8 protein-coding genes and 3 pseudogenes are annotated in these 12,620 nt (G+C 74.5%); 3 read left to right on the forward strand and 8 right to left on the reverse strand.

Translation table 11 applies throughout. From position 1 onward, the window contains the following. Nucleotides 1-66: 66 nt before the first annotated feature. From KCH_RS05830 to KCH_RS46485, 5 genes and pseudogenes are all read right to left on the reverse strand, one after another. Entirely contained in the window at nucleotides 67-1,512 is a 1,446-nt protein-coding gene (locus tag KCH_RS05830; RefSeq protein ID WP_208865924.1) for a cytochrome P450, read from the reverse strand. Nucleotides 1,513-1,552: 40 nt separating this feature from the next. Continuing rightward, nucleotides 1,553-2,169 (reverse strand): annotated as a pseudogene (locus tag KCH_RS05835) (GTP-binding protein). Continuing rightward, complete coding sequence (locus KCH_RS05840) at nucleotides 2,150-2,503, reverse strand: DUF742 domain-containing protein (RefSeq protein ID WP_035859743.1); 354 nt, start codon at nucleotides 2,501-2,503, stop codon at nucleotides 2,150-2,152. Before KCH_RS05840 ends, KCH_RS05835 begins: the two are co-directional and overlap by 20 nt. Before the next feature lie 133 nt (nucleotides 2,504-2,636). Further along, nucleotides 2,637-3,044 carry a roadblock/LC7 domain-containing protein gene (locus KCH_RS05845; RefSeq protein WP_084223303.1) on the reverse strand — a complete coding sequence of 136 codons (408 nt, stop codon included), beginning with the start codon at nucleotides 3,042-3,044 and terminating at the stop codon, nucleotides 2,637-2,639. Nucleotides 3,045-3,591: 547 nt separating this feature from the next. Next, a pseudogene (locus KCH_RS46485) lies at nucleotides 3,592-4,770 on the reverse strand (ATP-binding protein); the annotation flags it as partial. A gap of 611 nt (nucleotides 4,771-5,381) precedes the next feature. On the opposite strand from KCH_RS46485, the pseudogene KCH_RS05855 reads away from it, so the two are divergent. Next, nucleotides 5,382-6,831: pseudogene (locus KCH_RS05855) on the forward strand (CehA/McbA family metallohydrolase). A 27-nt stretch (nucleotides 6,832-6,858) separates the two neighbouring features. Here KCH_RS05855 and tyrS read toward each other — a convergent pair. Further along, a complete protein-coding gene (gene tyrS, locus KCH_RS05860) occupies nucleotides 6,859-8,268 on the reverse strand; it encodes a tyrosine--tRNA ligase (RefSeq protein WP_035859747.1) in 1,410 nt (469 codons plus the stop codon). Nucleotides 8,269-8,633: 365 nt separating this feature from the next. On the opposite strand from tyrS, the gene KCH_RS05865 reads away from it, so the two are divergent. Both KCH_RS05865 and KCH_RS05870 read left to right on the forward strand, forming a co-directional pair. Further along, the gene (locus KCH_RS05865) at nucleotides 8,634-9,440 is read left to right on the forward strand and encodes an alpha/beta fold hydrolase (protein ID WP_035859751.1); all 807 of its coding nucleotides are present in this window, start codon (nucleotides 8,634-8,636) and stop codon (nucleotides 9,438-9,440) included. 106 nt (nucleotides 9,441-9,546) lie between these two features. Beyond that, on the forward strand, nucleotides 9,547-10,215 hold the full coding sequence (locus KCH_RS05870; protein WP_035859754.1) for a DUF5995 family protein: 669 nt from the start codon (nucleotides 9,547-9,549) through the stop codon (nucleotides 10,213-10,215). A 108-nt stretch (nucleotides 10,216-10,323) separates the two neighbouring features. Here the strand turns inward: KCH_RS05870 and KCH_RS05875 are convergent, their stop codons facing one another. Both KCH_RS05875 and KCH_RS05880 read right to left on the reverse strand, forming a co-directional pair. Next, complete coding sequence (locus tag KCH_RS05875; protein ID WP_035859755.1) at nucleotides 10,324-11,763, reverse strand: GuaB1 family IMP dehydrogenase-related protein; 1,440 nt, start codon at nucleotides 11,761-11,763, stop codon at nucleotides 10,324-10,326. Between the two features lie 204 nt (nucleotides 11,764-11,967). Then, complete coding sequence (locus KCH_RS05880) at nucleotides 11,968-12,597, reverse strand: hypothetical protein (RefSeq protein WP_035859758.1); 630 nt, start codon at nucleotides 12,595-12,597, stop codon at nucleotides 11,968-11,970. Nucleotides 12,598-12,620 lie beyond the last annotated feature (23 nt).

The following is a 12,620-nucleotide window of genomic DNA, read 5'->3' on the forward strand; positions in this document are numbered from 1 at the left end:
AACACGCGACCGCCCGGCGGCTCCCTGTGGGGGAGGGCCGCCGGGCGGTCGTTCGTCGACGGGGCGTCAGCCCTTGAGCTTCGCCACCAGGTTGCCCCACCAGCCGCGGCTCTGCTCCGGCACGGGGCGCGCGGGCGCGGACGGCGCGGTGGCGCCGGCGGACCGGACGAAGGCGGTGGGGGCGGGGGTGGAGACCACCGGGGCGCTGGCCGTGGTGGTGCGGTCCTGCGGCTGGAGCGCGCCGCGCGGCGTGAAGCGGGCCGGCAGCTCGGTCAGGTGCCGCGACATCCAGTTCCCGCGCCAGACCAGCTCCTCCTCCGGAACCGAGAGCTGGAGGTCGGGCAGGCGGGTGAGCAGGATGTCGATGCCGGTCTCGGCGATGGCCCGGCCGATCTCCTGGCCGGGGCACTCGTGCGGGCCGCTGCCGAACGCCAGGTGCGAACGGTTGCCGAACAGCGGCTTGTTCAGGTCGGGCCGCACCGCCGGGTCGGCGTTGCCGGCGGCCAGACCGATCAGCAGCATGTCGCCGGCCTTGATGTGGCGGCCGCCGAGCTCGGTGTCGCCGGTCGCCCAGCGGCCCGGGACCAGCATGAACGGCGGGGAGTCCCACAGCACCTGGTCGAGCGCGTCCGGCAGGGTCATCTGGCCGCCGGACAGGTGGGCGCGGAAGCGGCGGTCGGTGAGGACCATCTTCAGCGTCTCGGAGATCAGGTTGATGGTGGTCTCGTTGGCGGCCAGCAGCACCGAGCGCAGGTGCTGGAGCACCTCGTCCTCGGTGAGGCCGGACTCGTGCTGCATCAGCCGGGTGACCAGGTCCGGGCCGGGCTCGGTGCGCTTGCGGTCCATGGTGCGGCGCAGCGACTCGACCACGTACTCGTTGGAGGCGACGGCGGTCTCGGTGCCGCGGACCAGGTCGCGGGCGGCCTCGACCAGCCGCGGCCCGTACTCCTCGGGCATGCCGACGAGCTGGGTCATCACCAGCATCGGCAGGTGCTCGGCGAACTGGGAGACCAGTTCGACCCGGCCGGCGGCGCCGAACTCGGCGATCAGCTGGTCGGCGAAGCGGGTGACGTAGCGTCGCATGCCGCGCCGGTCGAAGCTGTTGAGGCCGTCGGTGACGGCGGTGCGCAGCCGGCGGTGCTCCTCGCCGTCGACGAACGAGCAGGTCGGCTGCCAGGCGATGACCGGCAGCACCGGGGAGTCGGGGGCGACCCGGCCCTCCTGGAACTCGGTCCAGCGCCGGGAGTCGCGGGAGAACCGGGACGGGGTGCGCATCGCGGTCAGGTTGGCGGAGTAGCCGAGCACCAGCCAGGCCGGCAGGTCGCCGTGCAGCAGCACGGGCGCGACCTCGCCGTGCTCGGCGCGCAGCTTCTCGTACAGGCCCGCCGGGTCGGCCTCGGCCTCGGGCCCGAACAGCCGCCGCAGGTCGTCCTGGTGGAGGGGGGTGGCGCCGTGGGCCGGGCAGCCGGGCGGGGGGACGGCGCCGTGGTACGTGCGCTCTTCGGGGATCACGGAGGGCTCCGGGGGAGGAAGGTCGGGCGGTGAGGGGGCGTCAGCCGACGGGCTGCGCAGCCAGTTCGTACAGGTAGCGCATCAGCGCCATCAGCACGTCGCGGCTGGAGTCCCGGGAGCGGGCGTCGCACTCGACGATCGGGACGTGCGGGGCAGGTCGAGTGCCCCGCGCAGTTCGTCGAGCGGGTAACCGGGCGACTCCGGGAAGGAGTTGACGGCGACGACGAACGGCACGCCGCGGTCCTCCAGCCGGCCGAGGACGTCGAAGCTGACCTCCAGGCGGCGGGTGTCGACCAGCACGACGGCGCCGAGCGCGCCCTCGAACAGGCCGTTCCACAGGAACCAGAACCGCTCCTGGCCCGGGGTGCCGAAGACGTACAGCACGAGTTCGTCGCTGATGGTGATCCGGCCGAAGTCCATCGCGACCGTGGTGGAGCTCTTGCGCTCCACTCCGGCCAGGTCGTCGATGCCGACGCCGGCCTCGGTCATGGTCTCCTCGGTGGTCAGCGGGCGGATCTCGCTGACCGACCCGACCAGGGTGGTCTTGCCGACCCCGAAGCCGCCGACGATGACGACCTTGACGGCCGTCGCCACCGTCGCCGGGAGCAGTTCGGCCTCGCGCGGCCCGCGCACCGGTTCAGAGCCGCTGAAGTCCATGGATCACTGCCTCCAACAGGGAAAGGTCGGGAAGGGTGGCCAGCGGGATGGGCGCGCGGGCCTCGATCTTGTGGTCGGCGAGCAGATCGGCCAGCAGGACGATGACCAGGCTGTTCGGCAGCCTCAGGTACGCGGAGATCTCGGCGACCGACAGCGGGGATCCGCAGATCCGCAGGATCGCCGCGTGTTCCGGCTGCATGGTGGGCACGGGCCGGGACCGGGCGACGATCAGCGTGACCAGGTCGAAGGTCGCCGCGGCCTGCTGTCGGTCGCGGCCGCGCGTGATCACGAAGAGCCGCTCGGGCCCGCCCTCTTCCCAGTCCTGGTTGCTCATCCCCGCACCTCGTTGTGGCCGGCGTCCGGTCGGCGCGCCGGCGGCGTTCCGGTTGTCGGACGATCCGCCCGACAGTCCGTCTGACCGGCTGCTAAGCCGCTCATCTGAGGGTCCGTCGGGTGGGATCCCCGACTCACGCGAACTGCTCGCCGGTCCGGGCCGGCGTGGTGAGGTGCTCGCCGATCCGGGCGACCAGGTCGCGCATCCGCTGTCCGACCAGTCCGGCGTCCACGCCCTCGTCGGCGAGGACCGCGAGGTAGGCCCGGGAGCCGGCCGCCATCAGGTAGAAGAAGCCGCCGCCCACCTCGATCACCACCAGCCGCATCCGGCCGTCACCGTGCGGGAACTCGCTGCCGACGGCGTGCGCCAGGCTCTGCAGGCCGGCGCAGGCCGCGGCCAGCCGGTCGGCGGTGTCCGGGTCGGTGCCGTGCTGGGCCAGCCGGAGGCCGTCGGCCGACAGGACGATGGCGTGCCGTGCGTGCGGGACGCTCTCCGCGAGGTCCCTGAGCATCCAGTCCATGTTGGTCCGTTGCTGAATCACTTCTCGCCTTTCCCTGCTGAATCTTCACTGGCGTGGCGGCCGGTCGACGGGGCGCCCGGCGTCGAGCCGTTGACCCCTTCGGTGAACGCGGCGAGCCACAGGCCGGGCTGGACCGGCTCGGGGGCGGGTGCGGGTGCGGGTGCCGGGGCCTGTCGCGGCCGCGGGCGGCCGGCGTGCTCGGGCGCAGCGGCGCGGCGTGGCGGCGGCGCTGCGGCAGGCCGTTGGCGGTGCGTTCGGTCACCACCGGGTAGTCGTCCTCGGCCGGGGCCGGCGCGGGCACGGTGCGCTGGTGCGCCCCGGCGGACGGGAAGGCCGCGGCCGCCGCGAAGCCGCCGGACGGGGTGTGGGTCGCGGCCGGCTCGGCCGGCTCGGTCCACAGCCGGTTCTCCGGCTCGGTGGGGTGCTGCTTGACCGCCGAGGGGTGCTCGGTGGCCATCCGGCCGATGCCGTGGGCGCGGCTGGGCGCGGGCGCGGTGGTGATGTAGCGCTGCGGGACGATCAGCACCGCGCGCACGCCGCCGTACGCGGACGGGCGCAGCGAGACCTGGAAGCCGTAGGCGCGGGCGAGCCGGCCGACCACGGCCAGGCCGAGCCGCGGGGTCTCGCCGAGGTCGTTGAGGTCGATGCCGGACTGGGCCTCTTCCAGCATCCGTTCGGCGCGGGCCCGGCCCTCCTCGCCGAGGCTGAGGCCGCCGTCCTCGATCTCGATCGCGATGCCGGTCTGCACCTCGACCGCGGTGAGGTGGACGTCGGTCTGCGGCGGCGAGTAGCGGGTGGCGTTGTCGAGCAGTTCGGCCAGCGCGTGGATGAGGGGTTCGACGGCGGGGCCGACGATGGCGACCTCGGAGACCGGGTGCAGTTCGACCCGGCGGAAGTCGAGGATCCGGGAGATGCCGCCGCGCAGCACGCTGTACAGCGGGACGGGCCGGTTCCACTGGCGGCCGGGGCGGGCGCCGCCGAGCACGGCGATGGAGTCGGCGAGGCGGCCGATCAGCGCGTTGCCGTGGTCGAGGATCAGCAGGTCGTCGAAGACCGCGGGCAGGTCGCCGTGCCGGTCCTCCATCTGCCGCAGGTCGACGGCCTGGCGGTGGACGATCGCCTGCACGCGGCGGGCGATGTTCACGAACGCGCGCTGGGCGGACTCGCGCATCGCCTCCTCGTTGTCGACGGCGTCGAGGGCGGAGCGCAGCACGGCGTGCCGGGCCTCGTGGAAGTCCTCGCCGACCTCGGCGACGTGGCGCTGCTCGTAGGAGCGGAGCACGTCGGTGATGAACTCGCCGCGCTGGAGCCGGTTCACGGCCTCGGGCAGCTCGTTCTTGGCCAGGTCGAGCATGCCGGCCTGCTGGCGGGCGAGGCGTCGGCGCAGTTCCTCCTCCTGCTGGACGCCGGCCGCGCGGGCCTGGTCCAGGGCCCGGCCGCGGCGCGCCGCTTCGAGGCCGGCCGCCGCCACGGCCGCGGCGCCGACCAGACCGCACAGCAGGATTCCCGAGATCGCCTGCCCGGGCCCGGCGGAGGCGGCGAGGGCCACCGTCGCGCCGATCACGACCGCGGGCAGCAGGCCGACGAGTACGGCTGCGGGCAGCCGGTTTCCTGGCGACGATCCGGGTCGAAGCATCAGTGTCCTCATACGGTCAAAGGGATGGGAACGCGGGGCCGGGCGGTGCGGCGGGGCCCGGGCGCGAAGCAGCATAGCCGGTGCACGACAGCTCCGACGGTTCGTCAGCATCCTTTCTCACCAGCGAAGTTGCCCTGGTGAAGGGAGGTGTCGAACACCCTGCGGGACGGTCCGACCCTCCCGCGCCGGACTCTTAGGCTTGTCGCATCAAGCACCCCACAGCGGCCTCCCGCCCCGGATTCACCCGGACGAGCGGCGGTCGCGGCGATCCTCCGGCCCCGGCCCGCGGATGGTGCTAGGGCCCGGGTCGGGGACGGCAACGACGTGGCCCGCACCCCCCGAAGGAGGAACGGGCCGTGGTCACCATATTACTGACGGTGCCTCAGTTCGTCATATTCGCTCAGAATATTCACTCGGCACGCGAAGCACCCGCCCGAGACGTCCGGACGACTTTCACCGATCCTCCGCCCGCCGGTGGGCCGCACCTCATCGCCGGTTCACCGCACCGGGTAGGCAGCCGGTCGACCCGCCCGCCGACCCGACGGAGACCTCGCCGTGCCCAGGAACGACCAACACCCGGCCGAAGAACCGAACCTGACCGACCGTCGCACGCTGCTTCGCACAGGGCTGGCCACCGGCGCCACCGCCGCCGTCGCGCTGGCCGGCGCCGCCGGCCGGCCCACGCCGCCGACTCCGCCGACTCCGCCGCGCCCGCCGACCGGGTGATCACCCTGACCGGCCGACTGCCCACCGGCTGCCCCGACTTCGTCCACCTCCCGTTCGAAGTCCCGCGCGGGGTGCGGGAGATCGCCGTCTCCTACCAGTACGACCGGCCCGCCGTGCCGGCCGGCACGCCCGGAAACTCCTGCGACATCGGCATCTTCGACCAGCGCGGCACGGCGCTGGGCGGCGACGGCTTCCGCGGCTGGTCGGGCGGGTTCCGCACGGAGTTCAGCCTGTCCCGGGAGGCGGCCACGCCCGGCTACCTGCCCGGGCCGGTCGACCCCGGCACCTGGCACGTCGTCCTCGGCCCGTACCAGGTCGCCCCGGCCGGGCTGTCCTACACCGTGCAGGTCACCCTGCGCATCGGCGCGCCGGGCCCGGCGTTCACCCCGGCCTACCCGCCGGAGCGGGCCCGCGGCCGCGGCCGGGCCTGGTACCGGGGCGACTGCCACCTGCACACCGTGCACTCCGACGGCCGCCGGCTGCCCGCCGAGGTGGCCGCCGGGGCCCGCGCCGCCGGCCTCGACTTCATCGTCTCCACCGACCACAACACCTCGTCCTCGCACGGCGCCTGGGGACCGCTGGCCGGCCCCGACCTGCTGATCGTGGCCGGTGAGGAGGTCACCACCCGCAACGGGCACTGGCTGGCCCTCGGCCTGGAGCCCGGCCAGTTCGTGGACTGGCGCTACCGGGCCCGCGACGACCGCTTCCCGCGCTTCGCCCGCCAGGTCCGCCAGGTCGGCGGCCTGGTGGTGGCCGCCCACCCTCCCCCAGCCCTGGCGGGCCGGGAGGTGCCCCCAACGCCCGTACGTGGCCTGCCAGTGGAAGTTCGGCTACCAGGACGCCGACGGCGTGGAGGTCTGGAACGGCCCGTGGACGTACGACGACGAGTCCGCGGTCGACACCTGGGACGCCGGGCTGGCCGCCGCCCTGCGCGAGGGCCGCGACTGGCTGCCCGCCCTCGGCAACAGCGACGCGCACAGCGCCCCGCAGGTCGTCGGCGCCCCGCACAACGTGGTGCTGGCCGACGACCTCAGCCGCACCGCGATCCTCGCCGGCCTGCGGGCCGGCCGCACCTGGCTGGCCGAATCCGCCTCCGTGCAACTGGAGTTCACCGCCACCGGGCACGGCCGCCGGGCCGGCATCGGCGAGCGGCTGACCGTCCCCGCCGACGCGCCGGTCGACGTCACGCTCACCGTCGCCGGCGTCCCGAACGGCACCGTCCGGCTGATCACCGACGAGGGCCAGCTCCACCAGGAGTCGCTGCCCGCCGACGGCTCCGGCACCGTCGTCTGGCGCACCACCGCCTCGCTCGCCGCCTACGTCCGCGCCGAGGTCCGCCACCCCCGGCCCGACGGCACCCCGGGCAAGGGCAACGCCATGGGCCCCGACCTGCCGTGGGGGCCCATGGCGGCGCTCACCAATCCGATCGTGCTGCACGCCTCCTGACCGGGCGTCGGGCCGGCGGCGGGCCCGTCAGGTCAGTTCCAGCACCTTCCGGCCGCAGCGCAGGAACACCCGCCGGGACGCACTGGCGCGCGTCAGGTCGTGGGCGCCGAGGAGCACGAGCAGGCGCTCGTCGGCGTCGCCGCGGGTCAGCGGGAGGGTGCGCTGCCCGCCGTCGGCGGTCTCCACGACCAGCTTCAGGCCACCGGCCTCCGCGACCCGGCGGACCTGGTTCAGGCTGGGCAGTTCGCCGCTGACCCGCACCAGCAGTTCGGCCGGGGTCGCCGCGCCGTGCCGGCCCGCCTCCACGCCCGGGAGCGGGCCGGCCTCGGAGAAGCGGCGCCTGGAGAACCGGGCCCGGAACGCGTCCCGGGCGGCCAGCGCGGCGGGGACGCCGTGCACGGCGGCGGTGACGGCGGCAGCCAGCAGGGTCTTCACCGCCATCGGGTGGCGGCGGCCGTCCGCGGCCTGCGCGAGCAGCAACTCCACCTCCCCGTCGAGGAGTTCGGTGAGCAGCCGGAGGTAGTCCGGCAGCAGCCGGTCCGCGCAGGCCATCAGCCGGCCGAACATCTCCTCGGCGGGGAAGGCCAGTCCGACGTAGTTGTTCTTCGACTTGCTCATCTTGGCGCCGGTGCCGTCGGTGCCCTCGATCAGCCCGGTCGCCAGCACCACCTCCGGCTGCTGCCCGTGCGCGCTCTGCACCCGGCGGCACATCTGCAGGTTCAACAGCTGGTCCAGTCCGCCGAGTTCGACGTCCGCGACCAGCTCGACCGAGTCCAGCGCCATCACCACGGAGTACACCAGCTCGGCCAGCGTCAGCCCGCTGCCCTCGGCCAGCCTGGTCCGGAAGTCCTCCCGCTGGAGCGCCGCCGAGGCGGGCAGCCGGGACAGCACGCCGAGGAAGTCGGGCAGCTCCATCGAACCCAGCCACTCGCTGTTGAAGCGGAACTCGGCGCGCTCGAAGTCGAAGAACGGGCCGACCTGTTGGCGGTACGTCGCGACGTTGCGCGCCACGTCCTCCGCGGTCAGCGGCGGCCGCTCGGCGCTGCGCCCGGAGGGGTCGCCGATCCGCGCCGTCACGTCGCCGACCAGGAACACCACCCGGTGGCCCATCCGTTGCAGCCGGCTGGCCAGGATCATCGGCACCGCGTGCCCGAGGTGCACCTCCGCGCCGGTCGGGTCGATGCCGTACTTCACCGTCAGCACCCGGCCCTGAGCGAGCAGTTCGGCGAGCTGACCGTCCCCCGGCAGCACCGCCGCCGCGCGCGCCCCGAGCAGTTCGGCCTGCCGCTCGGGCGCCAGCCCCGACAGGTCGGCGCGCTGCCGCTCGGCCAGCACCTCCAGCCACCGGCCGAGCGCCGGCCCCTCCCGCAACTCGCGGTCCTCTTCGATCAGTTCACTCATCAGCTCGATGCTGCGGTCGAATGCGGCGGCGGCCATGGCCATCCTCTCGGGCGTACGGGAATAACGGGACGTCGGACACACCCGCCCGGCACAAGGCACCACCAGCAGAAACGACGACCGGGCCCGCACAAGGGCGGGCAGCACCACGGGTCGTCCAGGGGAATCCGGAGGCCCGGCCGCCGTCACGTCAGGCAGGCCGGAGGGCGGTGGGGACCGCCACTAATATCGCTTCACCACGCGAAACCTCCGGGAACAGGAAGCGGCAGGACCCCTCGGCGCCACCACTGACCCCATGCTCCCCCACCCGGCCGCTCCGCCGCACCCGGTTTTCCCGCACGCCGCCCCGCCGCCGCGGACATTCGTCCAAGACCGGCCGCCGGCCGGCCGCGCATCCTGCCGTCATGACCGACTACCTGTCCACGCAGGCGTACGGCCTGCACGTGGCCCTCGACGGCCCGCAGCAGGCGCCGCCGATCCTGCTCGTCCACGGCTCCGGGGCCTCCGGCGCGTTCTGGCAGCCGATCGTCCCGGCCCTCGCCGCCCGCCACCGCGTGATCACCGTCGACCTCCCCGGCTGCGGCCGCTCCCCCGCCGCGCCGCCCTACGACGTGCCGGTGCAGGCCGGGCGGGTGGCGGCGCCGCTGGACGGGCTCGGCCTCGGGCCGGTGCTCGTGGCCGGGCACTCCAGCGGCGGCTACCTCGCCACCGCGCTCGCCGAGCAGCGCCCGGACCTGGTGCGCTCGCTCGCCCTGGTCAGCACCGGCCCGGGCCTGGACGCGCTGCTGCCGGAGCCCTTGCTGCTGCGGCTGCTGCTCGCCCCGCCGCTGGGCCCGCTGCTCTGGGCGGTCCGCTCCGACGCGGTGGTCCGCCGGAGCCTGGCGTCCATCACCGCGCGCCCGGTGCAGATCCCGGACGAGGTGGTGGCCGGGGTGCGGCGGATCGGGTACCGGACCTTCCGGGCGGTGATGCGCGCGAACCGGGCGTACCTCGCCGAGCGCGCCGTGCCCGAGCGGCTCGCCGCGCTGGGCCTCCCGCTGCTGGTGGTCTTCGGCGCCGCCGACCCGCGCTGGGACCCGGCCTCGGCGCACCGGTACGCGGCGGTGCCCGGGGCGCGCGTCGAGCTGCTGCCCGGCGTCGGGCACGCGCCCATGCTCGAAGCGCCCGCTCCGACCGCGGACCTGCTGCTGGGCTTAGCCGCCGCCGGCTGACGCGGCTTCAGGTCCCCGGCACGCGCCTCGCCTTGGCAGTCCCCCGGCCCCCTGCCATCGTTGGTCGCATCATCTTTTTGTCGGATCGTCACCGAGGGAGATGCCCATGACCGCACCGGTGCTGACGGTGGACCAGGTGGTCGACCGGATGGCGGAGCTGGCGGCCGGGTGGCCCGCCGCCGACGGGGTCGCCGTCTTCAACGCGATGTACCTGACCGTGACCCGCCTGGTCCAGGAGCGTCTCGCGGGCGCGTACTTCGAGGACCCGGCCACCATGGCCGAGCTCGACGCGGTGTTCGCCGCCCGCTACCTGGCCGCCGTCGACGACGACCGGGCGGGCCGGCGGCCGGCGGCCTGCTGGCGGCCGCTGTTCGAGCTGCGGGCCGCCCCGAACGTCCACCCGCTACAGTTCGCACTGGCGGGGATGAACGCCCACATCGAGAACGACCTGCCGCTCGCCGTCCTGGAGACCTGCCGGCTGACCGGCCGGGCACCCGAGCGGCTGCACGCCGACTACCTGCGGATCAACAGCCTGCTGGCCGAGGTCGAGGCCCAGGTCCGGGCCGCCCTGCTGCCACTGCCGGCCGGCGACCCGCTACTGCACATCGTCGGCGTCTGGAGCATCGACCGCGCCCGGGACGCCGCCTGGGCCTCCGTCCTCGCCCTGTGGGAGCTGCACCGCCTGCCGCCGGCCTTCCGCCTGGTCGCGGACGCGCTGTCCGGATCCGTCGGCATGGTGGGCCGGGCACTGCTCACCCCGCTCTCGCCCAACTGAGCCCCGCTGAGCCCGCTGAACCCGCTGAGCCCGCTCGGGCCGCTCGGGCCCGGACGAACGGGCGGGCTCCCCGGCCGGGGAGCCCGCCCGCAGCGGTCCGACGGACCGTCAGGACCAGCTGGAGTGGAGCGGCTTGCCCTCGGCGTAGCCCGCGGCGCTCTGGATGCCGACGATCGCGTTCCGGTGGAACTCCTCCAGGTCGGACGCGCCCGCGTAGGTGCAGGAGGAGCGGACGCCGGCCACGATCGAGTCGATCAGGTCCTCGACGCCGGGGCGGGCCGGGTCGACGAACATCCGGGAGTGCGAGATGCCCTCCTCGAACAGCGCCTTGCGGGCGCGGTCGTAGGCGGACTCCTCGGCCGTCCGGTTGCGCACCGCGCGGGCCGAGGCCATGCCGAAGCTCTCCTTGTACTGGCGGCCGTCGGCGGTGGTCTGCAGGTCGCCGGGCGACTCCAGGGTGCCGGCGAACCAGGAGCCGATCATCACGTTGGACGCGCCGGCGGCCAGCGCCATCGCCACGTCGCGCGGGTGCCGGACGCCGCCGTCGGCCCAGACGTGCTTGCCCAGGCTGCGCGCCTCCGCGGCGCACTCCAGGACGGCGGAGAACTGCGGCCGGCCGACGCCGGTCATCATCCGGGTGGTGCACATCGCGCCGGGGCCGACCCCGACCTTGAGGATGTCCGCGCCGGCCTCGACCAGGTCGCGCACGCCGGCCGCGGAGACCACGTTGCCCGCGACGATCGGCACCTGCGGGTCGAGGGCGCGCACCGCGCGCAGCGCGGAGATCATCGACTCCTGGTGGCCGTGCGCGGTGTCCACCACCAGCACGTCGGCGCCCGCCGCCAGCAGCGCCTCGGCGCGGCCGGCCACGTCGCCGTTGATGCCGACCGTGGCGGCGATCCGCAGCCGGCCCTCGTCGTCGACGGCGGGGGTGTAGAGGGTGGCGCGCAGCGCGTTCTTGCGGGTCAGGATGCCGACCAGGGTGCCGTCGGGGGCGACCACGGGGGCGAGCTTGCGGTGCGCCTCGTTGAGGCGGTCGAACGCGGCGCGCGGGTCGATGCCCTCGTCGAGCAGCAGCAGGTCGCGGGACATCACCTCGGACAGGCTGGTGAACCGGTCCACGCCCTGGCAGTCGCCCTCGGTGACCACGCCGACCGGCCGGCCGCCGTCGACCACGACCAGGGCGCCGTGGGCGCGCTTGGGCATCAGCACCAGCGCGTCGGCGACGGTGTCGCCCGGGGTCAGGGTGAGCGCGGTGTCGTGCACCAGGTGGCGCTGCTTGACCCAGCCGATCACCTCGGCGACGACCTCGATCGGGATGTCCTGCGGGATGGCGACCAGCCCGCCGCGGCGGGCCACGGTCTCCGCCATCCGGCGTCCGGCGATCGCCGTCATGTTGGCGACCACCAGCGGGATGGTGGTGCCGGTGCCGTCGTGGGCGGAGAGGTCGACGCCCTGCCGGGAGCCCACGGCGGAGCGGCTGGGGACCATGAAGACGTCGTCGTACGTCAGGTCGTACGCAGGCTTGAGGTCGTTCAGGAAGCGCATGGAAAGGGCTCTCTGGCTGGGGAGGAACGTTTCACCGGGGAGCGGGTGATGGAGCGGGAATACAGCTGTGCCGTACGGCCTCTCGGGCGCGCCGCACCCAACGTTCAATCCTCACCGATTCCCCGGTCGGGGGCCAGCCCGCGGGGGAATCCTGAAGATCGACACAAGCGGACGGAGTCCCGTCCGGAACCGGCTTGGAGGAAGCTACAAAGCCGTCCCGGCGAGCCGCCGCCCCTCCGCCAGGAACGCGGTCGTCCCGGCGAGTCCGCCCAGCTCGGCGAGGGTCCGGGCGGCCCCGAACGGGGCGTTCCAGAACGCGCCGGCGCGCGGCGCCGGCAGGCCGACGTACGCGTACGGCTCGGGCCGGAAGGCGTCGCCGGGCGAGAGTCCGTAGGTCACGCCGTCCACGCTCACCGCCAGGTCGAAGTGCTCCGGCCACAGCACCGGGTCGGCCTGCGCGAACAGCGCCCGCAGCGCGGCGTCGCCGTGCGCGAAGCAGGCGGCGACGGCGTCCGCGCCCTCCGCGTCCAGCTCCAGCGGCTGGTCCACGGCCACGCCCGAGCCGTCCCGGTACAGGCCCGGCGGCCGGCCGGCGGTGATGCCGGCGGCCGCGCCGAGCTGCGCACAGCTCACCCCCGGAAGGTCCAACGCCCTTCCCGCGCTCAGCAGTTGGGCACCGCGGACGCGCAGCCGGGGCTCGAAGCGGGTGGCGAAGCCGCCCGGATAGGCGCGCAGCCGGATGGTGCCGGCCGCCCGGTACTGCGGGCCGGCCAGCAGGTGCTCGGCGACCGCGTGCAACGCGGTGCGGGCCCGGGCGAAACGCTGCGCGTCCATACCGCCATCCTCCTGCGCGGTGC

It is taken from the genome of Kitasatospora cheerisanensis KCTC 2395, assembly GCF_000696185.1.
GTDB classification, from domain to species: domain Bacteria; phylum Actinomycetota; class Actinomycetes; order Streptomycetales; family Streptomycetaceae; genus Kitasatospora; species Kitasatospora cheerisanensis.

Bases quoted from the DNA above. Each gene is read 5' to 3' on its own strand.
- KCH_RS05840 (WP_035859743.1), bottom strand. From the start codon at position 2,503: ATGAGCAACCAGGACTGGGAAGAGGGCGGGCCCGAGCGGCTCTTCGTG.
- tyrS (WP_035859747.1), bottom strand. From the start codon at position 8,268: ATGGCCGCCGCCGCATTCGACCGCAGCATCGAGCTGATGAGTGAACTG.
- KCH_RS05865 (WP_035859751.1), top strand. From the start codon at position 8,634: ATGACCGACTACCTGTCCACGCAGGCGTACGGCCTGCACGTGGCCCTC.
- KCH_RS05870 (WP_035859754.1), top strand. From the start codon at position 9,547: ATGACCGCACCGGTGCTGACGGTGGACCAGGTGGTCGACCGGATGGCG.
- KCH_RS05875 (WP_035859755.1), bottom strand. From the start codon at position 11,763: ATGCGCTTCCTGAACGACCTCAAGCCTGCGTACGACCTGACGTACGAC.
- KCH_RS05880 (WP_035859758.1), bottom strand. From the start codon at position 12,597: ATGGACGCGCAGCGTTTCGCCCGGGCCCGCACCGCGTTGCACGCGGTC.